We start from the raw sequence: 20,762 nt of genomic DNA, 5'->3' as shown, positions 1-20,762 counted from the left end.
GCGTTCGAGGAAAGCAGGTCCGCTCCCGTGCTGTTGCGTCTCCCCAAGTCCGTGTCCGAAGCGCAGGAGTGCCTCTCCGAGGGGGCGGTGCCGATCGGCGGCGCCACCCTCGTGTGGGCCGTCTGGCAACGCGACGGCTTTCCCGACCAGGCCGTTTCCCTGCGTGACGTACCGGAGGCCAACGTCGTCGGGCATGAGGCGCTGGGGGCCGCCGTGATGCTGAATCAGATCGGCGATCCCTTGCCGGAGGTGCTGCGACGGGCGGCGGCCTCGGTGGGGACGGGAGCCGTGCGCCGTACCGCGACGGTCGGCGGCAACCTCGTCGGCAGCACACTGCGCTGCCTGCTGCCTCCGGCCCTCGTACTGGACGCCCGATGCACGGTGCTCGGAGCACGCTCCCTCTACGAGACCGACCTGGCCGAGGTCGTGGCCAAGCGCCACGTCCTGCTCAGCCTCCACTGGAAGGAACCGATAGCCAGCGGGTACCGGAAGTTCTCCGGCGAGGCCGGCGGGGAGCCGCCCCTGGTCGTCGCCACCGCCCTGCACGCCGACGACGAGGGGGGACGCACCCGCCTTCGTGTCGCCGTTCGCGACGGCTACGAGGTGATCAGCGACAGCACCGGGTACGACGCCGATGGCGACGCCGACACCGAGCAGATCCTCGACGATCTGCGGGGCACGGAGATCGGCTCCCTGCACGCCACGGCCTGGGACGTCATCGGTGAAGAGGTCGCGACACTCATGGCTCGCTCGGGGGGCCGGCACCCCCGGGAATGATGAGTGGCGCGTGCACATGTCTCGCCGTACGAGCGAGTAGGGCACAGTGACACGTGCAATGGATAACGATCGCGGCGCACACCTTGCGCGCCCGCTGATCACCTCTAGCCTCCGGACATGGCATTTCTCTCAAGTCGCCGCAGAAGGGCACGCCTCGCCCCCGAGCTGGACGACGTCGCCCTCAAGCGGCTGCTGAAGTCGCTCCAGGCGACAACCAGCACCGGCACGATCGCGACGACGGATCTGTGTACGGCCCAGATATCCCGTCTCCTGGACCAGGAGACGGTCGACTGGGACCGGCGTACGCACCAGCTGTCCGTCCTGGCGTTCAGCCTGTCCGAGTCGCACGTGCCTCGGGCCTGGGCCACGCGTGAGCCGGGCAATGTGAGCGCGCTCGTGCTGTTCGCCTGGGCGCATCTCGTACGCGGACGCTCCCAGGGGAACCTGGAGGACGCTGATGCCATCGCCAAGAGCTGCTTCCGCGCCGCCGAACTCGCGCCGGCGGATCCCACGCCCTGGGTGGTGCTGCTGGGGCTGGCGCGGCTGGAGCGCCGCAATCAGTCGGAGGTGTTCGGCCTGTGGAACGAGGTGCTGACCCGCGACCGCTGGAATCGTGAGGCGTACCTGAGCATGCTGGGCTATCTGGGCCCGGAGGAGATGGGATCGCGCATCCAGGTGCTGGACTTCGTCGACGCCGTCCGCGCCCGTACGCCCGAGAACGCGGCCTGCGCGGCGACGGAACTCACCGCCCAGGTACTCCAGTACCACTCCGTCCTCACCCTGGGCGGCGTCGAGGCGCTCATGGCACGCAAGCACTGGACCCACGCCACGGCCGCCCAGGCCCTGGACCGTGCCGCCGGCAGCTGGGCCCGGCCCGACTTCTTCCAGCACGCGGCGGCTCTGGCCGACCTGAACCTGCTCGCCTACGCCCTGATGGCCGCCGAACGGCGAGGCGAGGCCCGTCCGGTCTTCGAGGCCATCGGCGGCACGGTCACCGCCTGGCCCTGGCGCGTCGACGGCGACCCGCTGTCCGAGTTCGAGAGGGCGCGCGCCCGGGCCACGAACGGGCTGTGACAGGGGCGCCCCCACCGGGAGAAGGAGCGTGTGCTGGGCGCAGAGGGTCGAGGGGTTCCCGTGCCGCGCCTCCGCACGCTCTTCGCCCCGGGCGCACCCCCGCGGGACGATGCCGAAGCGGTCGCCGGCCTGTGACCGCCGTGCGGGCGGGTCGTACCCGATGGGGACCAGGAGGGGAACATGGCTGTCGTGATGTCCATGAGCTGGGCAGGGGTGAGTCCTGAGCAGTACGAGACGGTGCGCGAGGCGGTGCGGTGGGAGGAGGTCGCACCCGTGGGCGGCCAGGTGCACGTGGCCTGGTTCGACGACCACGGGCTGCACGTGATCGACGTCTGGGAGTCGGAGGAGACCTTCCAGACCTTCTTCGCCGAACGACTGGCCCCCGCGGTCGAGAAGGCCGGCATCACCGGCGCGCCCGAGAGTGATTTCGCTCCGCTGCACCGGCGCTTCATCGCCCCCGGGGTCAGCGGAGCCGCGTGACACAGCCGGAGCCCGGGAGAGGAGGCGGCGGCCCACCCCGCGGCCTCCTCCGCGAGCGGAAGCTGAGGGGATGCCGGTCTCGAACACCCCGAACTCCGGGCCACCGAACTCCGCCTCGCGCCGGACCTCAGCGTGATCGTGGGTACGCGACTGCCGACCCGCTGAGGCCGGCGACCTTCAGCTCCGAAGGAGTTCAGGCCGGTTGATCGACGGACGAACTCGGCTTGTTCGTCGGCGCGGGGGCGTCCTCGAAGACGATCAGGTGCCAGTCGCCCTTCTCCCGCAAGAGGGTGAACCTGTCCCGCAGGGCCCGACCGCTCTTGTCCGTCGCCTCGACGCGGGCGCTGCCCACGTCCGGGCTGATGTCGTACTCGATGCGGACGTTCTTGACGGTCCAGCCCCGTCCGCCCTTGTCGGCGAGGATCCGCGCCGCCTCGCGTCGGGACCAGGCCGCGTCGGGCACGCCGCCGACCGCCATCAGGTCGTCCGCGCTGCGGCTGTTGAGCGCGTCGACATAGGCATCGACGGCCTGACGCGCTTCACCTGGGCGGGCGGTGTCGCTGTGGCCGGACGAGCATGCCGGAACCAGGGCCAGCACGGGCACGACGGCCACGGCGGCCAGTAAGCGTCGGCGTTCGACGGCAGTACGCATGGATGAATCCCCCTGATCATGGTCATGAGCTGCTGGCACAGGCTGAATTGGTCGGTGTCAGCCTGCACGGGCCTGCCCGGCCCCGCCGTGGTCACTCGGTCGGCATGACCTCCGGCAGGCCCAGCGCGGTGGAGATGTGGCGCCAGATGGAGCCGAGCGCCGTGTCCAGGGTGACGGTGGGGTCGCGCAGCATCAGGCGGATGCCGTATCCGTCGCTCAGGGACAGGACGAGCGTACTGAGGTCGTCGACATCGGTCGGGGTGAACTCGCCCGACGCGATGCCCCGCCGGACCGCGTCGGCCACCCAGGCGTGCAGTTGGGCGTACAGGTCCACGGCGAAGACGCGGGTCGTCTCGTCGCGCAGCGCCCGTGCCCACAGTTCCTGCCACAGGCGCCAGTCCTGGCGCAGTTCGGGGTCGGTCGGCAACAGGCTGCGCACGATACGGGCGAGGATGACCGAGGCCGGTGCCGTTCCGGCGTCGCGTTCGACGTCGACGGCGGTGTTGGCGAAGGAGTGGGTCATCGCCTCGGTGAACAGCTTCTCGCGCGTGTCGAAGTGGTAGTGCAGCAGGGCGGTCGACACACCGGCCCGCTCGGCGACCATGCGCATCCGGATCTTCTCGAAACCGATCTCGGCGATGGCCTCGCACGCCGCGGTCAGGATGCGCTCGCGTGTGTCTGCCGTGCGCACCTTGCTGGACACCCTGCGGCTCCCCTCGTTCGACGGTCGTACGCCAAGACCATTTTCCCTCACGGCCGCTCCTGCGGTACCGCCGCCTCGCGTTCCGGCCGGCCGGCGTACGTGTGGAAGCCCCGCCCCGATTTTCGCCCCAGCAGGCCCGCCTCCACCATCCGGGACAGGAGAGGGGGCGGTGAGTAGAGCGGCTCGCGGAACTCGGCGTACAGGGATTCGGCGATGGCACGGGTGGTGTCCAGGCCGATCAGGTCCGTCAGGGCCAGCGGTCCGAGGGGGTGCGCGCAGCCGAGCACCATGCCTCGGTCGATGTCCTCGACGGTCGCGCTGCCCGACTCCACCATGCGGACGGCGGCCAGCAGGTACGGGACGAGCAGCGCGTTGACGATGAAACCGGCTCGGTCCTGGGTCCGTACGACCTCCTTGCCGAGCGTGCCGGTCACGAAGGCCTCCGCGCGTGCCGCCGTGTCGGCCGAGGTCAGCAGCGAGGGGACGAGTTCGACCAGGCGCAGCACCGGAACGGGGTTGAAGAAGTGCACGCCGACGACGCGATCGGGGCGGCTGGTCGCGGCGGCGAGCCGGATGACCGGGATCGAGGAGGTGTTGGTCGCGAGGATGGTGTGGTCGCCGGTGACGACGGAGTCGAGGCGGGTGAAGACGTCGAGCTTGAGCGCCTCGTCCTCCGCCACGGCCTCGATCACCAGGTCGTGCTCGTGCAGGGCCTCGATCTGGTCGACCACCGTGATGCGGGCCGCGGCCGTCTCGCGTCGTTCGGCGGTGAGCCTGCCGTGGGCGGTGGCCCGGTCGAGCGAGCGGGCGATGCGCAGTCGGCCCCAGCGGGCCGCCTCCGCGTCACGCTCCACGACCGTCACCGGCATGTCGGCCCGCGCGCAGACCTCGGCGATGCCCGCGCCCATGAGGCCGCAGCCGACCACGCCGACGCGCTTGATGTCGGTCATCCGATCTCCTCTCCGATCCGGCCGGGGGAAGGGGCCGGGAAGGGGGGCCGGGGCGCGTGGCCCCGGCCGTGGTCAGCGTCAGGCGACGGGCAGGTCCAGGACTCCCGTCCCGCGCCGGACGAGCTCGTTGGCGATGATCAGCCGCTGGATCTCGGAGGTGCCCTCCCAGATCCGGTCCACGCGCAGCTCGCGGTAGAGCCGCTCGACGGCGTACGAGCGGTCGTAGCCGCGGCCGCCGTGGATCTGCAGGCAGCGGTCGATCACGCGGCCGGAGGCCTCGCTCGCGGAGAGCTTGGCGATGGCCGCCTTGGCGTGCAGCGTCTTGCGGTCCTCGGGCGAGGCCTGGTCGATCTCCCAGGCGACCTGGTGGGTGTAGGCGCGGTTGACGGCGATGTCCACGGCGCAGTCCGCGAGCATCCCCTGGATCAGCTGGTACGAGGCGATCGGCGCCCCGAACTGCTCCCGCTCCACCGCCCAGTCACGGGCCAGTTCCAGGGCCCGCTCGGCGGCACCCGTCGTACGGGCCGCGATCATCAGGCGCTCCTCGGTGAACCACGAGCGGGTGATGTCGTACCCCTCGCCGATACCGCCGAGCACGGCGTCCTCGCCGACCTGGACGTCGGTGAAGGTGAACTCGGGGTGCTCGTAGACGAAGGTGTGCATGAAACGCGGCACGCGCGTCATTTCGATGCCGGGGGTGTCCTTGTCGACGAGGAACAGCGTCGGCGCGCGCTCCGGGCCCGCCGCGGCGAGCACGATCATGAAGTCGGCGTGGTCGCCGACGGTCACGAACCACTTCTCCCCGTCGAGCACCCAGCCCTGGTCGTTCTTGGTCGCGGTGGTGGCCAGGTTCTGCGGGTCCGAGCCGGCGCCGGGCTCGGTGACCGCGTAGCAGTCGCGCCGCTCTCCCTTGATCACCGGGACGAGGAAGCGCTCGCGCTGCTCGGGGGTGCAGAACCGGAGGGCGTTGGCGGGCCGCCACACCATGTCCCACAACGCGCCGGTGAGCCGCCCCAGCTCCTCCTGCACGGTGACCTGCTCGGCGATGGTGAGTCCGGCGCCGCCCCATTCGGCCGGCATGTTGACGGCCTGGAGTCCCGCGTCCAGGACCGCGTCGCGGATCTTGGCGTGGGCGCTCGCCGGGAGGCCGTTGTCCTCCTCGCACGGGAGCTCGTACGCGGTGATGAGGTCGGTGAGGGCGCGCGCGTCGGCCTTGAGCTGCTCCTGGCGCGGGGTGAAGCGGAAGTCCATGGAAGTCCTCGCTGTGCGGTGAAGGGGTGGAAGGCGGCGGTGGTGCGCTCGTCGAGAGGGGTGGCCGGCGTCAGTGCGTGGGCAGGGCCAGCGCGCCGGTGCCGCGCTTGATGAGCTCGTTGGCGATGATCAGCCGCTGGATCTCGGAGGTGCCCTCCCAGATCCGGTCGACGCGCAGCTCGCGGTACATGCGCTCGACGGGATAGGTGCGGTCGTAGCCCCGGCCGCCGAAGATCTGCAGACAGCGGTCGGCGACCCGGCCCGCGGCCTCGCTGGCGGCGAGCTTGGCGGTGGAGGCCTTGGCGTGCAGTGTCTTGCGGTCGGTGTGCGGCTGGTCGGCCTCCCAGGCGACCTGGTGGGTGTAGGCCCGGTTGACGGCGATGTCCACGGCGCAGTCCGCGAGCATCCCCTGGATCAGCTGGTACGAGGCGATCGGCGCCCCGAACTGCTCCCGCTCCACCGCCCAGTCACGGGCCAGTTGCAGCGCCCGTTCGGCCGCGCCGACGGTGCGGGCCGCGATCATCAGGCGTTCGTCGGTGAACCATTCCTTGGTCAGCTCGTAGCCGTTGCCGACGCCGCCGAGCACGTCCTCGTCGGCCACGAAGACGTCGGTGAAGGTGAATTCGGGATGCCCGTTGACCGCGGAGTGCATGAAGTGCGGGACCCGGGTCATCTCGACGCCGGGCGCGGCCTTGTCCACGAAGAACAGCGTGGCCAGCCGTTCGGGTCCGGCGTCCGCCTGCACCAGCAGGAAGTCGGCGATGTCGCCACAGGTGACGAACCACTTCTCGCCGTTGAGCAGCCAGCCGCCCTCGGTGCGGGTGGCCGTGGAGGTGCCGGACGACGGGTCGGAGCCCGCGCCGGGCTCGGTGACGGCGAACGCGTCGAACTTCTCCGCGCGGATCACCGGCAGCAGGTACTTCTCGCGCTGCCGCTCGTCGCCCTGGGCGAGGACGTTGGCGGGCCGCCAGGGGATGTCCCACAGGCAGTTGGTGACCTTGCCGAACTCCTCCTCGACGATGACCTGGTCGAGGAGGCTGAGGCCTGCGCCGCCCCACTCGGCGGGCATGTTGATGGCGTAGACGCCGGCGTCCATGGCGGCCCGGGTCAGTTCGGTCACGAGCTGCGGCGGCAGGGGTCCGCCGGCCCGCTCGGACTGGTCCTCGTAACGCATGAGCAGGCGTGCGTAGTCGGCGGCGCGACGCTTGAGGTCGGCCTGCTCGGGGGTGTAGCGCATGTCCATGGGGGCCTCTTCGGTCGTGGGACGGCGGGCGGGCGGGCGGAGGGGCGGGGTGGTGGCGGAGGGCAGGGTCGTGGTGGCGATCAGGGCTGTGGTGACGGTCAGGGTCGTGGTGGCGATCAGGGTCGTGGTGACGGTCAGTCGAGGACGGCTCGGGAGTCGAGGGCGAGGGCACCGCGCGGGCGCACGAGCAGGGGGTTGACCTCGATCTCGGCGATCTCCGGGTGGGCGGCGGCGAACGCCGTGATCGCCTCGATGGCCGCGGCGGCCGCCTCGACGTCGACCGGCGGGCGGCCGCGGACACCGTCGAGCAGTGCGGCGGTGCGCAGCCCGCGCAGCAGGCGCAGGGCGCGGTCGGCGGGCACCGGGGCCAGCGTGAAGGCGACGTCGTGCAGGGCCTCCGCGAGCACGCCGCCCAGACCCACCATCGCGACGGGGCCGAACCGGGGGTCCCGGTTGACGCCGACGATCAGCTCGATGCCGTCGGTCAGGTCCGCCATGGCCTCCACCGAGTAGGCGGAGGCGCCGAGCCGGGCGTGCATCTCACAGAAGGCGGCGAGCAGTTCGTCGGGTCCGGCCAGGCCCAGCGCCACACCGCCCGCGTCGGACTTGTGCAGCAGGTGGAGGGCCTTGAGGACGTACGGGCCGGTGAACTCCGCGGTGACAGCGAGTAGTTCGGCCTCGTCGTGGATCTCCCGGGCGGCCGGGAAGGGGAGTCCGGCCTCTTCGAGGGCTCTGCGGGTCTCCATGTAGCCGCTCGCGCGCAGCGGCGGCGCGGGGCGGGGAAGCGGCGTGACGCCGGTGTGCGGTGCGCCGGGTGCCGTGGCGGCGAGGGCGCGGGCGGCGTCCTCGGTGGCGTCGAACACCGGGATGCCGGCGGCGGCAAGGGCGCGGCAGCTGGGAGAGTCGGGGTACATCGACTGCACCACGAGTGGTTTCGCGGTGGCCCGGTGCCGGTCGGCGATGAGGTGGGCGGCGGCCTGTTCCCCGTCCGCGAGCACCGTGCCTCCGCCGCCGAGGCCGCCGTCGGCCGCCGCGTAGCCGCCGAAGTAGCCGGTCATCACCACGGCGTCGGTCTCCTCGGCCGCCAGCAGCGCGGCGACGGTCGCCGCGTACGAACCGGGGTCCTGCTCGCCCATCCCGGCGAGGTCGACCGGGTTGGCGACGGCCGACTGCTCCCACAGGGCTTCGCGCAGGTACCGCCGTGTGGGCTCGCGGAGTTCGGGCACGGTCAGGCCGGCCGCTTCGACGGCGTCGGCGGCGACGACGCCGTGCCCGCCGCCGTCCGTGAGCACGGCGACCCGGCGGCCGGCCGCGCGCCGTGCGCCGTTCAACGCGGCCAGGACGACGGTGAGTTCGCGGGGGGTGGCGACCAGTTCCACGCCGGCGTCGCGGCAGGCCGCCGTCACCACGTCGGCGGAGGTGGTCAGCGCCCCGGTGTGCGACTGCGCGCTGCGTGCGGAGGCGTCGCCGCGTCCGGCGGTGAGCAGCACCACGGGCTTCCCGGCGACGGCGGCCGCCTCGGCGAAGGCGCGTCCGTCGGCGAAGTCCTCGGCGTACACGGCGATGGCATGGGTGCCCTCGTGGCGGGCGCAGTCGGCGAGCAGGTCGACGAGGGTGACGTCGGCCTGGTTGCCGAGCGAGACGAAGCGGGAGAAGCCGAGGCCGTGCGGGCGGAAGCGGAGCTGGAGTTCGAGGGCGAGGTTGCCACTCTGGCTGAGGAGCGCGACGCCGCCGGGGGTGAAGGTGTCGGAGGCCAGGAAGAGGTCGGTGGTGTTGTCGGCCAGCCCGAGGCAGTTGGGCCCGACCATGACGGCACCGGCGGCGCGCACGCGTTCGGCGACGGCGAGCTGGCGCGCACGTCCCGCGTCGCCGGTCTCGGCGAAGCCGGCGGTGATCGCGACGATCGCCCGGGCCCCGCACCGCAGCGCCTCGTCGACGGCGTCCTCGAAGCCGGCGGCGGGCACGGAGACCACGGCCAGGTCGACGGGCTCGCCGATCGCGCTCAGGCTCGGGGCGGCGGTGCGGCCGAGGACCGTGCCGCCGCGGCGGTTGACCAGGTGGACGGGGCGGCGGCCGTCCGCGCGGACGGCCTGCGCGGCGATGGCGTGGCCGTACTTGGCCGGGTCGTCGCTCGCTCCGACGACGGCCACGGAGACGGGGTCGAAGAGGGCCGACAGATCGCGTCCCATGTCACTTCACCAGCCGCAGGGCGGAGTTGGGGCAGGCGGCGACGGCGGTCAGGGCGGCGTCCTGGCCGTCCCGCGGAACCTCGGTCGCGCGCACCTGCGCGTAGCCCCACTCGTCGAGGTCGATCAGTTCGGGCGCGGGTTCCTGGCAGAGGCCGTAGCCCTGGCAGCGGGTGGAGTCCAACAGGAGTTTCATGTTGTCCTTTCGGTGCGGAGGTTCGGGCGGCTCGGTGGGGTGAGTGGCGCGGGCCGGGTCAGGGCACCGGCACCGCGAAGCGGCGCCCGTCCTCGGGCGTGGCGCCGGCGCAGGCGGGGCAGGCGGCGCGGCGGTGGGCGTCGACCCGGTCGGGGAAGTGGGCGAGGAGGGTGGCGACGATGCGGGCGGCGGCGTCGAGCAGGCCGCAGGCTCCGCGGCCGGGCAGCTGCGACGACCAGCGGAGCAGCTTGTCGGCCGCGTCGTCGTCCGCCTCGCCGTGTGCGACGGCGGTGAGGGTGCGGGCCAGCGCTCCGGTGCCGGAGACGCACACCCCGCACTGCCGGGCGCTCTGTGCCGCGAGGTAGGCGGTGGCTTCGGTGGCGACGGAGACCGGGCAGTCCTCAGGGTGCAGGAAGTGCAGCGCCCCGCAGCCGAGGGCCCCGCCGGCCGCGCGCAGGCGGTCGTGGTCGAGCTGGAGGTCGGTCCAGCCCGCGCCGTGCAGGCCTCCGAACAGGCCGCCCAGCAGGACCGCCTCGGCCCTGCCGTGCCGGCACAGGTCGGCGAGGACCTTCAGGTGCGTGCCGACGGGGACCTCGACGAGCGCGGCGGCACCGCCCGCGCCGGACCGGCCGACGCCGCCCGAGAGGGTCACCAGGTGACTGCCCGCGACGGCGTCCGTGGCGTCGGGGCGCGCGTGCAGCAGCGCGAGCCGGGCCAGCGTCTCCACATTGGCGACGAGGGTGGGGGCACCGCCGACACCGCTCTCGAAGGGGCGCGGGGGTTTCGCCGTGGGCAGCGCCGGTCCGCCGTCGATGCGTCGTACGACCGCGGTCTCCTCTCCCGCGACGTAGGCGTGCTCCGTGCGTACGACGTCGATGGGCAGCTCCGGGGGACGCTCGGCGAGCGCCCGGCTGACGGCCCGCTCGGCGGGCGTGTCGGAGAGGTACACGCAGCCGCGCCCGGCTCCGGTCATGGTCGCGGCGAGGCGCAGGCCGTCGAGGACCACGTGCGGTCGGTGGCGCAGCAGCCAGCGGTCCTTGACCGAGCCCGGCTCGCCCTCCTCTCCGTTGGCGACCACGACAGCTCTGCCCGGTGCGTCGCGGACGGCGCGGAGCTTGACGGCGGCGGGGAATCCGGCCCCGCCGCGGCCGCGCAGTCCCGCCTCGGCGATCCGGTCGAGCAGCCGGTCGGGCGCGGGCAGCGGCGCGTAGCCGCCCACGGCGAGGTACCGGGCGAGGTCCTCGCTCCCGCCGGGCACGGCACCCGGCACGGGGACGAGGAGGCCGGGTCGTCCTTCGGGAAGGAGGGAGAAGACGCCGGTCATACGGTGCTCCTGGGCTCGAAGTGGCCGATGGGGGCGGCAGCGCGCTGCGGCTCGCGGGTTTGGCGGGACCTCAGGCGGGCCAGCGCCCGTTCGAGATCGCGCCGTTGCGTGGCGGTGTGCGCGTAGCCGGCCCCGGGCAGGCCGATCAGCATGCGGTGGTGGTCGAGGACGACCTCGCCGGCCACCAGCGCCGGCCGTGGGTCGGCGGTCGCGGATCCGGCCGCGGCCTCGACGACCAGTTCGGTGACCTCGCGGAGGTAGCGCAGCCAGCCGCGTTGGGTGCCGCGCAGCACGAGCCGCTCGACGCGGTGCCGCTCGGCGGCGATCAGGGCCGTCGGCGGTCGGTCGGCCGCGGGGGCGCGCAGGGCGGCCACGGCGGCGGGCAGTTCCTGTTCGGGCTCCGGCGTGAGGCCGAGCCATTCCAGACTTCGGCGTGCGCTCATGCGTGCCTCCGGGGTCGCACCGATTCCGGGTGGTCCGGAGACGGGGTGGCGGGGCGATGGCGTGGACGGGGGTGCTCCGGCGCCGCGACGAGAGGGGCGGGGAGCTGTGCGGGGTGCCCGGCCGGGGCCGTGCACCGCGTGGACGGAGGGTGGCCGGACCGGTGTGGGCGAGGTTGCCCGGACCGGCGTGGACCGAGGGTGTCCGGATCTGTGCGGACGGTGGTCCGCGATGCGGCGGTACGGGCCCGGCCGAGCGGCTGCGGGACCAGGTCGTCCGCCTGCCACGACACTAACTAACTAATTAGTCAGCCCACAAGCCTTGACTTGATCCCGCCCTCGTCTCACTCTGACTAACCAATTAGTCAGCCGGATTCCGGCAGGCCGGGACGCGTCGTCCGACGCCGCGCCCACCCTGCGTTCCGCCCACGGACTCACCGCCCATCGCCGCCGCGGCGGCGCCGAGGAGGACCCGATGCACCCCTCGACCACCCGGGCAGCCGACACCGTCTCCCCTGCCCCGCCCGAGCCGCCCCCCGAGCACCCCGGGGAGGCCCTGCCCGCCCGCTACTACACCGATCCGGCCATCGCCGAGGCCGAGACCGACCGCGTCTTCGCCAAGTCCTGGCAGCTCGTCTGCCACGAGTCCGACCTGCCCGGCCCCGGCGCCCGGCTGACCGCCACCGCCGCCGCCCGGGAAGTGCTGGTCGTGCGGACCGAGGACGGCGGCCTCGCCGCCCACCTCAACGTCTGCCGGCACCGCGGCACCCGCCTGGTCACCGCCCCCGAACCGTCGGGCAAGGCGATCCGCTGCCCGTACCACGGCTGGACCTACAAGCTGGACGGACGGCTGGTCGGCGCCCCCGAGGCGCGCCGGATCCCCTGCCTGGACAAGCCCCGGCTCGGACTGCACCCGGTCAACGTGGAGTCCTTCCTCGGCTTCGTCTTCGTCAACCTCGACATGGAGGCGACCCCGCTCGCCGAGAGCTGCGCCGGTCTCGCCGAGGCCGTCGGCCACTACGCCGGACCCGGCCTCGTACCCGTCGGAAAGCACCGCATCCACGATCTGGCGGAGGGCGAGGAGCAGAACGCCAACTGGAAGGTGATCGTCGACAACTATCTGGAGGGCTACCACGTCCCCGTGGCCCACCCCGCGCTCATGCGACTACTCGACTACCAGGCGTACACGGTGGACGTGCAGGAGAACTACGTCCTGTTCGAGTCTCCGCTGCGCGACAAGCCCTCCTCGAACTGGACCGAGCGGCTCTACCAGCGCCTCGCGACCCCGATGCCGGGACTGACCGAGGCCGACCGGCGGGTGTGGCGGTACGCCGTGATCTACCCGAACACGCTCATCGACTTCTACCCTGACCACGTGCTCGCATGGACCGCCCTGCCGACCGCCCAGGACCGGGCGGCGATCCCGGGCGGCTTCTACACACGGCACGGGGAGAGCATCCGCACCCGGCTGGCCCGGCGGCTGAACATCCACATCGGCTGGGTCACCAACGACGAGGACGCCGAGCTGGTGGAGCGGGTACAGGCCGGCCTGCGGACGCCCGGTTTCGAGCCGGGGCCGCTGTCGCAGCGCGAGGCCGCCGTCGGCTGGTTCGCCCGCCGCATCCGCGACGACGTGGAGGGGCCCACGCCGTGACTCCTCCCGGCACAGCGCACGCGTCGCACCCGCACGCCGTCACAGGCCCGCGGTCGGGCTTACCCCGCGCCCGCTGACGCACCCTCGCACCCTCCCCAGACCGGTCTTCCCTACGGAGTCAGGGCCTCCGTGAGCCGACCAACCGGTCCCGCCCTGGAGTTGTGCCGTTCCTCGACGGAGAGGACGTTCGATGTCCCCCGAGGTACCACCGCCGACCCGACGCGCCGTGCTGCGGGCGGGCGCCTGCGGTCTGCTGGGCGCCGCAGCCGCCGGCTGCGGGTTCATGCCCGCGAAAACCCCCGACGCCCGGCAGCTCGCCCCGATCGAGCCGCATGTCGACGGCGATCTCGTCTACTTCAACTGGGCCGACTTCGTCGACCCGTCCGTGTTCAAGGGCTTCCAGAAGGAGTACGGCGTCAAGGTCGTCCAGTCGAACTTCGACTCGATGGAGGGCATGGTCGCCAAGCTCAACGCCGGAAACCGTTACGACATCATCTTTCCCACCGCCAAATGGGCCCAGCGCCTGGTCCGCGGCGGCCGGCTGCGCCGTATCGACCACTCCCGGCTCGCCAACGCGCACGCCATATTCGGCTCCTACGACTACTTCGCCGACCCCTGGTACGACCCCGGTTCCGCACACACCGTCCCCTTCACGGCGTACAAGACCGGCATCGGCTGGCGCCGCGACCGGATCGGCGAGCTGACCGGTTCCTGGAAGGACCTGTGGAACGACAAGGCCAGGGGCAAGGTGTTCCTGCTGGACGACCGGGACGAGGTCCTCGGCATGGGCGCCCTGGAACTCGGCCTGGACGTCAGCACCGGTGACAGCGGCGACCTCGACCGGATCACCGCCCTGCTGAACACCCTGCGGCCGCGACTGCGCGGCTTCTCCAGCGACAGCTACAACAACCTCCTCAACGGCAACGCGGTCATGACGCAGGCCTGGAGCGGCGACATGGCCGCCATGCTCAACCAGGCCAAGGACCCCTCGGTGTTCGGCTTCGAGGCGCCGAGGGAGGGCACGCCGATCAACTCCGACTGCTACGCCATCCCCTGGAACGCCCCGCACCCCGGCACCGCGATGCTGTTCATCGACTACATGCTGCGGCCGGAGAACGTGAAGAAGAACATCGAGTACATCGGCTACCCGATGCCGGTGGCGGGCTCCGAGAAGGTCTACGCCGAGCTGGTCAAACCCTTCCCCGAGTGCCTGGTCACCGAGGACGACCTGAAGGCGGACCTGTTCTTCCGCAACGGCGGCCGCGCGGCGGAGGACGCCCGCGACACCGCCTGGACCCATGTGAAGGCGGGCTGACCCATGGCACTGCTCCGCCACTTCGCACGCGCCCGCCGCCGCGGCCGGGATGCCACCGGCACCCGCATGTGGACCTGGTTCATGCTGCCCGGCACCCTGTGGATGACCGGCTTCCTGATCGCCTCGCTGGTGCTCGTCGCCGTACTCGCCGTCGGCACCACCGACGACCTCGGCAACCCGCGCTTCGGCTTCGACCTGGCCGGCGTCCGCGCCCTCGCCGACCCCGCCTACACCGAGGTCCTGGCCCGCTCCCTCGGCTACGCCCTGCTGACCTGCGCGCTCTGCCTGCTGATCGCCTACCCGGTGGCGTACACGATCGCCCTGTACGGCGGCCGGTACAAGAACGCGCTGATCGCCGCGATCGTGGTGCCCTTCTTCGCCAACTACCTGGTCCGGATGTACGGCTGGTCCGTCGTCCTGTCCGACGACGGGCCCGTGCTGCGCGCCCTGCGCGCGGTGGGGCTGGCCGACAGCGGCACGAAGATCCTCAACACCGGCGTCGGCGTGGTCGCGGGACTCGTCTACGGCTTCGTCGTCTTCATGATCATCCCGCTGTACGCGGCCCTGGAACGGCTGGACGTCTCCCTCATCGAGGCCGGCCGCGATCTGTACGGCGGTCCGGTCCGCACCTTCTTCCACGTCACCCTGCCCGCCACCCGGCAGGGCGCGGCGGCCGGGCTGGTGCTGGTCTTCCTGCCCGCCATGGGCGACTTCGTCAGCGCACAGCTCATGGGAGGACCGGACCAGATCATGATCGGCAACCTCATCCAGGACAAGTTCTTCCAGGGCCAGAACTGGCCGCTGGGCTCCGCGCTCACCATGCTGCTGATGCTGGTCCTGCTGGTCGGGATGTTCGGCTACCTGCGGCGCACCCGCAAGGACGAGGCGGAGGCCCGCCGATGACCATGGTCAAACAGCCCTCCGTCACCGCCCCGGCCCGGCCGGCCGCCCGGACCCGCACCAAGCGGGGCCGTGCCGATCGCAAGCCCCGCGTCCTCATCGCCGTGACCGCGCTCTTCCTCGCCCTGCTCTACCTGCCGATCGCGGTCGTGGCGCTGTTCTCCTTCAACTCCAAGAAGTCCCTGACCGTCTTCGGCGGGTTCAGCCTGCGCTGGTACCGCGCGTTCGTCCACGACGACGTCCTCATCGCGTCGCTGGGCACCAGCCTGCGGATCTCCCTGGTGGCGATGGCCGGTTCGGTCGTCCTCGGGGTGGCGCTCGCGCTCGGCCTGGTCCGCTGCCGCACCCGGCTCGGCTCGCTGGCCGGCCTGATCATGCTGGTGCCGCTGATCACGCCGGAGATCGTCACGGGAGTGGCGTCGATGCTGCTGTTCAAGGGCCTGGGCGTGGCCCTGTCCACCGGCACGGTGATGCTCGCCGAGATCACCTTCTCCATCTCCTACGTCACGGTCATCCTCCGGTCCCGGGTCGCCACGCTGAACCCGGAGGTGGAGGAGGCCGCGATGGACCTCGGCGCCACCCGCTGGCAGGCGGTCCGCCTGGTGACGCTGCCCGCCCTGCTCCCCGCCGTACTGGCCAGTGCCGTACTGATCTTCGCGCTGGTCTTCGACGACTTCGTCCTCGCCTACTTCACCACCGGCGTCGACCCCCAGCCGCTGTCGGTGCGCATCTACTCGGCGATCCGCTTCGGCGTGCAGCCGACCATCAACGCGGTCGGCACGCTGATGCTCGCGGGATCCATCGGCCTGATCGCCCTGGCCCTGTTCATCCCGCGCCTCTTCGGCCGCCGTGGCGGCCTCGACATCCTCTCCGGAGAGTGACTCATGGACGTGACCCCCGCCGTCCGGCTCGAAGGCGTCTCCAAGCGGTTCGCCGACTCCTACGCCGTCCACCACCTGGACCTCGACATCGAGGCCGGCCACTTCTTCTCCCTGCTGGGCCCCTCCGGCTGCGGCAAGACCACCACGCTGCGCATGATCGGCGGGTTCAGCGATCCCAGCGAGGGCTCGGTGCTGCTCGCCGGTGACGACGTGACCGCGCTGCCACCGAACAAGCGCAACGTCAACACCGTCTTCCAGAGCTACGCGCTCTTCGACCACCTGAGCGTCGCCGACAACGTGGCCTTCGGCCTCAAGCGCCAGGGCGTCGCCAGGACCGAGATCCGCCGGCGCGTCGGCGAGATGCTGGAGCTGGTCCAGCTCTCCGGCCTCGCCGACCGCAAGCCCCGTACCCTGTCCGGCGGCCAGCGCCAGCGCGTCGCGCTCGCCCGCGCGCTCGTCAACCGTCCGGCCGTCCTGCTCCTCGACGAGCCGCTGGCCGCGCTGGACCTGAAGCTGCGCCGCCAGATGCAGGTGGAGCTGAAGCAGATCCAGCGCGAGGTCGGCGTCACCTTCGTCTTCGTCACCCACGACCAGGACGAGGCGCTGACCATGTCGGACCGGATCGCGGTCATGAACGAGGGGCGCATCGAACAGTGCGGCACCCCCGAGGACATCTACGAGCACCCCGCCACCCGCTTCGTCGCCTCCTTCATGGGCACCTCCAACCTGATGACCGGCACCTACCGGGGCGGTGAGGTCACTCTCGACCAGGGGCCCGCCCTGCCGGTCGGAACGCGGAGCGGTATCGACGACGGCGCCGCCGTCAGCGTGTCCGTGCGCCCCGAGAAGATCTGGCTGTCCGACTTCGAACCGGACATGTCGATGCTGCGCGGTGTCATCCGCGAAACCGTCTACAGCGGCCCGACCACGACCTACCTGATCGAACTCGCCCCCGGCGTCACGCTGTCCGTCCTGGAGCAGAACACGGCCCGGGCCCGCATGGAGGACCGCTGGAGCGGCGGCGAGACGGTGGAGTTCGGCTGGCGTCCCGAGCACTGCCTGGTCCTGGCCTGACCCCTCCCCGACGAAAGCGAAGCTCATGCATCACGACGTGATCGTGCTCGGCGCCGGGCTGGCCGGGCTCGCCGCCGCCCGGGACCTGGCGGCCGGCGGCACCGACGTGCTGGTCCTGGAGGCCCGGGACCGTGTCGGCGGGCGGGTCGAGCAGACCCGTACGCCCGACGGCCGTACCGTCCAGCTGGGCGGTGAAGTGGTCGGCCACGGGCACACCGCCTACCTGCAACTGGCCAAGGAACTCGGCCTCGACCTGATCCCCAGCTATGTCGCCGAACCCGGCTGCATCACCCGTGCCACACCGGAGGGCCGCTCGGCCGGCGACCCACCGCACTGGTTCGGCCCCGGGGACACGGCCCTGCACGAGCGCCTCGGCGCGGAGTTCGCCGCCCTGGCCGCGACCGTCGACCTCGACGACCCGTGGTCGCATCCGGACGCGGCGGCCCTGGACCGGCTGTCCGTGGCCGACTGGCTTCGCTCCCGGCATGCCACGCCGGGCGTGGTACGTCTGTGGGAGATCGGCCAACTCGGCCTGGCCGGCGGCTCCTACGAGCGGATCTCGCTGCTGGCCGCGCTGCGCAAGAGCGCGGCGGTCCCCGGCTCGGGCAGCGGCGACTACGACTACGAGGACTGGGAGGGACTGCGGCTGGCGGCGGGATCGGCGACGCTCGCCGAGGTGATGGGCAGCGAGCTGGGCCATCGAGTCCGGCTCGGCTCCCCCGTCGCCGCCCTCGACATACGACCCGGCCGCTGCGCCGTGCGCCTGGTCACCGGCGAGGTCCTCACCGCCGGCGCGGTGGTGAGCGCCCTGCCCGTGGGACCGCTCAGGTCCGTCGCCTTCAGCGGCGTGAGCGAGGAGCGGCTCGCCTCCCTGCACCGGCAACGCCACGCGACGGCCGCGAAGTTCGCCGCCGTCTACGACCGGCCCTTCTGGCGCGCCGACGGTCTCAACGGCCTGTCCGAATGCGAGGGCGTGCTGGGCAGCACCTGGCCGCAGAACGAGGGCGTCCTGTCGGCGCTGATTCCGCCCGAGCGCTACGGCGTGCTGCTCGGCGTCCCGCCCCAGCTGCGCACCCCGGAGCTGCTCGCCGAGATGGCCGCCCTGTTCGGCGACGAGGCACTCCGGCCGACCGCCTGCCACCTGCGGCTGTGGGGCACCGACCCGTGGACCCAGGGCTACGTCACCCAGTGGCCACCGGGCGAGGTCATGGCCGTGGGCCCGCTGCACGGCACCCACGAACCCCCGTTCTACGTCTGCGGCTCCGACCAGTGGGTCGCCGGATACATGGAAGGCGCCGTCCGCACCGGTCGCGCCGCCGCCGAGGAGGCGCTGCGCCGTGGCTGACACCGACCGGTTCACGACCGTCCTCAACCACATCGACGGCAAGGAGCGGCCCGCCGCTTCCGGTACCACGCTGCGGCTGGTCGACCCGGCCACCGGACTCCCGCACGGGAGTGCCCCGTTGTCCGGGCCGGCGGACGTGGACGCGGCCTGCCGGGCGGCCGAGGAGGCCTTCGTCGGCTGGTCGGTGACGACTCCGCAGCAGCGGCAGGCCGCGCTGCTGCGGATCGCTGACGCCCTGGAGGCGCAGGCCGACGCGCTGGCGAGCGCCGAGGTGGCCGACACGGGCAAGCCGCGCGCCCTGTTCCTGGCGGACGAGTTGCCCGCGATCGTGGACGTGGTGCGGTACTTCGCCGGCTCCGCCCGGAACCTGCCGGGCGCCGCCGCCGCCGAGTACACCCCGGGCCGTACCTCCGTCCTGCGGCGCGAGCCGGTCGGCGTCTGCGCGCAGATCACCCCGTGGAACTACCCGTTGATGATGGCCGTGTGGAAGATCGCCCCCGCGCTCGCCGCCGGCAACACCGTCGTCCTCAAACCCTCCGACACCACACCGTCCTCCGCCGTGCTGCTCGCCCGGCTGGCCGCCGAGCATCTGCCGCCCGGGGTGCTGAACGTCGTGTGCGGCGACCGTGACACGGGGCGTTCCCTGGTGGCGCATCCCGCCGTCCGGCTGGTCGCCGTCACCGGCAGCGTCCGCGCCGGTCAGCAGATCGCCGCCGCGGCGGCCGCCGACCTCAAGCGGCTGCACCTCGAACTCGGCGGCAACGCGCCGGTGCTGGTCCACGAGGACGCCGATCTCGACGACGCGGTCGAGCAGTTGTCGTCACTGGCCTACTACAACGCGGGCCAGGACTGCACGGCCGCCACCCGGATCCTGGTCCATCAGCGGATCCACGACCGCTTCCTGGCCGCCTTCGCCGACCGTGCCGCCCGCCTCGCGCCGGGCGACCCCGACGACCCGGACGCCGCCTTCGGACCGCTCAACAACGTGGCCCAACTGTCCTCAGTACAAGGCCTGTTGGAGACGCTCCCGGCGCATGCCGAGGTCGTCACCGGCGGCGCGGCCCTGGACCGCCCCGGCTACTTCCATCAGGCGACGGTGGTCGCCGGGGTCGAGCAGCGGGACGAGATCGTGCAGCGCGAGGTGTTCGGGCCGGTCGTCACCGTCCAGTCCTTCGCCGACGAGTCCGAGGGCTTCCGCCTGGCGAACGCGGTCCCCCAGGGGCTCGCCGCGAGCGTCTGGACGCGGGACCACGACCGCGCGATGCGCGCGTCTCGCGCGCTCAACACCGGCATCGTCTGGGTCAACACCCACGGCACGACGGTCTCGGAGATGCCTCACGGGGGTGTGCGCCACTCCGGGTACGGCAGCGACCTCTCGCTCACCGGACTGCTCGACTACACGCAGGTCAAGCACGTCATGCTGTGAGGCGCCGGGGCGTGGGGACACGCCCCGGCACGCAACTTTTGCGCGGCCCCCTGCGGCTCAGCGGCTCGACCGCTGGGCCTCCACGATGACCTCCATGGTCTCCTCCGCCCCCACCCTGCGCTGCACTCGCTCCGCGAATCCGGGGAACTGCGAGGCGATCCTGGTGAGGAACTTCAGCTCGGCCGGCGCGACGTTGATCTCGGCGACGTTGCGCTCGATCGACCGGACGACTCCCTTGACGACCCGCTCCGGCGAGACGGTGCGTACGCCGCCGGGGGTGGGCGAGCCCGTCTTGGCGAACATGCCGAGGTCCCGGACGAAACCGGGCTGGACGATCGAGACACCCACGCCCGTGGCGTGCAGGTCCTGGCGGAAGGAGAGGGCGAAGCCCCGCAGCCCGAACTTGGTCGCGGTGTACATCGACGACGACTTGGTGGCCGCGAGCCCGGACAGCGACCCGACGAAGCAGATGTGCCCGCGCCGGGCGGCCACCATGTCCCCGGCCAGCAGTCGCGCGAGCACCGCGGGGGCGCGCAGGTTCACCGCTATCGACCGGTCGATCTGCTCCGGCGTGTAGTCCAGCACGTCGCCGCTGGAGGGCAGGGCCGCGTTGGCGACCAGGATCTGCGTACCGGCGGCCTCCGAGGCCAGGCGGAGCACGTCGTCCGGGTCGCCGAGGTCGGCCAGGACGGTCCGGGCACCGAAGCGTTCGGCGATGGGGTCCAGCGCCTCGCGACGCCGTCCGGTGAGTATGAGGTCTGCGCCCCGGGCCGAGAGTTCGGCGGCGAGCTGCCCGCCGATGCCTCCCGTGACTCCGGTCAGCAGAACGGTTGCCCCAGCGATGTGCACGACTGCCCTCCGATTCCGTTCGTTCGAACGAACAATAGGGAG

General features: G+C 72.1%; 20 protein-coding genes. 10 read left to right on the top strand and 10 right to left on the bottom strand.

The features are described 5' to 3' along the window. The first annotated feature begins 27 nt into the window (after positions 1 to 27). The 3 genes from ACWGKT_RS05690 (at position 28) to ACWGKT_RS05680 (ending at position 2,331) form a co-directional block, all read left to right on the top strand. Entirely contained in the window at positions 28 to 777 is a 750-nt protein-coding gene (locus ACWGKT_RS05690) for an FAD binding domain-containing protein (RefSeq protein ID WP_453272602.1), read from the top strand. 117 nt (positions 778 to 894) lie between these two features. After that, positions 895 to 1,851, top strand: coding sequence for a hypothetical protein (locus tag ACWGKT_RS05685; protein ID WP_453272601.1), 957 nt, complete (start codon positions 895 to 897; stop codon positions 1,849 to 1,851). Between the two features lie 180 nt (positions 1,852 to 2,031). Continuing rightward, positions 2,032 to 2,331 (top strand): hypothetical protein, encoded by a 300-nt coding sequence (locus tag ACWGKT_RS05680; protein ID WP_453272600.1) that lies wholly within the window; start codon positions 2,032 to 2,034, stop codon positions 2,329 to 2,331. A 193-nt stretch (positions 2,332 to 2,524) separates the two neighbouring features. Here the strand turns inward: ACWGKT_RS05680 and ACWGKT_RS05675 are convergent, their stop codons facing one another. The 9 genes from ACWGKT_RS05675 to ACWGKT_RS05635 all read right to left on the bottom strand — a co-directional run bounded on the left by ACWGKT_RS05675 (position 2,525) and on the right by ACWGKT_RS05635 (position 11,279). Next, entirely contained in the window at positions 2,525 to 2,983 is a 459-nt protein-coding gene (locus ACWGKT_RS05675) for a hypothetical protein (protein ID WP_453272599.1), read from the bottom strand. Between the two features lie 91 nt (positions 2,984 to 3,074). Continuing rightward, on the bottom strand, positions 3,075 to 3,686 hold the full coding sequence (locus tag ACWGKT_RS05670; protein WP_453272598.1) for a TetR/AcrR family transcriptional regulator: 612 nt from the start codon (positions 3,684 to 3,686) through the stop codon (positions 3,075 to 3,077). A 47-nt stretch (positions 3,687 to 3,733) separates the two neighbouring features. Beyond that, positions 3,734 to 4,636 (bottom strand): 3-hydroxybutyryl-CoA dehydrogenase, encoded by a 903-nt coding sequence (locus ACWGKT_RS05665; protein WP_453272597.1) that lies wholly within the window; start codon positions 4,634 to 4,636, stop codon positions 3,734 to 3,736. A gap of 78 nt (positions 4,637 to 4,714) precedes the next feature. After that, entirely contained in the window at positions 4,715 to 5,887 is a 1,173-nt protein-coding gene (locus ACWGKT_RS05660; protein WP_453272596.1) for an acyl-CoA dehydrogenase family protein, read from the bottom strand. Positions 5,888 to 5,957: 70 nt separating this feature from the next. Then, the gene (locus ACWGKT_RS05655) at positions 5,958 to 7,130 is read right to left on the bottom strand and encodes an acyl-CoA dehydrogenase family protein (protein ID WP_356141056.1); all 1,173 of its coding nucleotides are present in this window, start codon (positions 7,128 to 7,130) and stop codon (positions 5,958 to 5,960) included. Positions 7,131 to 7,264: 134 nt separating this feature from the next. After that, positions 7,265 to 9,319 (bottom strand): acetate--CoA ligase family protein, encoded by a 2,055-nt coding sequence (locus ACWGKT_RS05650; protein ID WP_453272595.1) that lies wholly within the window; start codon positions 9,317 to 9,319, stop codon positions 7,265 to 7,267. A 1-nt stretch (position 9,320) separates the two neighbouring features. After that, positions 9,321 to 9,512, bottom strand: coding sequence for a ferredoxin (locus tag ACWGKT_RS05645; RefSeq protein ID WP_235460362.1), 192 nt, complete (start codon positions 9,510 to 9,512; stop codon positions 9,321 to 9,323). 58 nt (positions 9,513 to 9,570) lie between these two features. Beyond that, a complete protein-coding gene (locus ACWGKT_RS05640) occupies positions 9,571 to 10,836 on the bottom strand; it encodes an NADH-ubiquinone oxidoreductase-F iron-sulfur binding region domain-containing protein (protein WP_453272594.1) in 1,266 nt (421 codons plus the stop codon). Further along, on the bottom strand, positions 10,833 to 11,279 hold the full coding sequence (locus ACWGKT_RS05635) for a hypothetical protein (protein ID WP_453272593.1): 447 nt from the start codon (positions 11,277 to 11,279) through the stop codon (positions 10,833 to 10,835). Before ACWGKT_RS05635 ends, ACWGKT_RS05640 begins: the two co-directional genes overlap by 4 nt. Positions 11,280 to 11,751: 472 nt before the next feature. Here ACWGKT_RS05635 and ACWGKT_RS05630 point away from each other — a divergent pair, with 472 nt between their 5' ends. The 7 genes from ACWGKT_RS05630 to ACWGKT_RS05600 all read left to right on the top strand — a co-directional run bounded on the left by ACWGKT_RS05630 (position 11,752) and on the right by ACWGKT_RS05600 (position 19,871). After that, positions 11,752 to 12,930: an aromatic ring-hydroxylating oxygenase subunit alpha gene (locus ACWGKT_RS05630; RefSeq protein ID WP_453272592.1), complete on the top strand. Its 1,179-nt coding sequence runs from the start codon at positions 11,752 to 11,754 to the stop codon at positions 12,928 to 12,930. Positions 12,931 to 13,120: 190 nt separating this feature from the next. After that, complete coding sequence (locus tag ACWGKT_RS05625; protein ID WP_356141067.1) at positions 13,121 to 14,245, top strand: polyamine ABC transporter substrate-binding protein; 1,125 nt, start codon at positions 13,121 to 13,123, stop codon at positions 14,243 to 14,245. A 3-nt stretch (positions 14,246 to 14,248) separates the two neighbouring features. Then, positions 14,249 to 15,148 (top strand): ABC transporter permease, encoded by a 900-nt coding sequence (locus ACWGKT_RS05620; RefSeq protein WP_453272591.1) that lies wholly within the window; start codon positions 14,249 to 14,251, stop codon positions 15,146 to 15,148. Next, positions 15,145 to 16,026: an ABC transporter permease gene (locus ACWGKT_RS05615; RefSeq protein WP_453272590.1), complete on the top strand. Its 882-nt coding sequence runs from the start codon at positions 15,145 to 15,147 to the stop codon at positions 16,024 to 16,026. Before ACWGKT_RS05620 ends, ACWGKT_RS05615 begins: the two co-directional genes overlap by 4 nt. A 3-nt stretch (positions 16,027 to 16,029) precedes the next feature. Beyond that, positions 16,030 to 17,100 carry an ABC transporter ATP-binding protein gene (locus ACWGKT_RS05610; RefSeq protein WP_453272589.1) on the top strand — a complete coding sequence of 357 codons (1,071 nt, stop codon included), beginning with the start codon at positions 16,030 to 16,032 and terminating at the stop codon, positions 17,098 to 17,100. A 25-nt stretch (positions 17,101 to 17,125) separates the two neighbouring features. Continuing rightward, positions 17,126 to 18,445, top strand: coding sequence for a flavin monoamine oxidase family protein (locus tag ACWGKT_RS05605; RefSeq protein ID WP_453272588.1), 1,320 nt, complete (start codon positions 17,126 to 17,128; stop codon positions 18,443 to 18,445). Continuing rightward, positions 18,438 to 19,871 (top strand): aminobutyraldehyde dehydrogenase, encoded by a 1,434-nt coding sequence (locus ACWGKT_RS05600; protein ID WP_453272587.1) that lies wholly within the window; start codon positions 18,438 to 18,440, stop codon positions 19,869 to 19,871. Before ACWGKT_RS05605 ends, ACWGKT_RS05600 begins: the two co-directional genes overlap by 8 nt. A 57-nt stretch (positions 19,872 to 19,928) precedes the next feature. Here ACWGKT_RS05600 and ACWGKT_RS05595 read toward each other — a convergent pair whose 3' ends face one another. After that, on the bottom strand, positions 19,929 to 20,720 hold the full coding sequence (locus ACWGKT_RS05595; protein ID WP_453272586.1) for an SDR family NAD(P)-dependent oxidoreductase: 792 nt from the start codon (positions 20,718 to 20,720) through the stop codon (positions 19,929 to 19,931). Positions 20,721 to 20,762 lie beyond the last annotated feature (42 nt).

The organism is Streptomyces sp. NPDC054794 (genome assembly GCF_053611585.1).
Note: the sequence above shows the minus strand (reverse complement) of the source record. Positions and strands in the feature narration are given on the sequence as shown.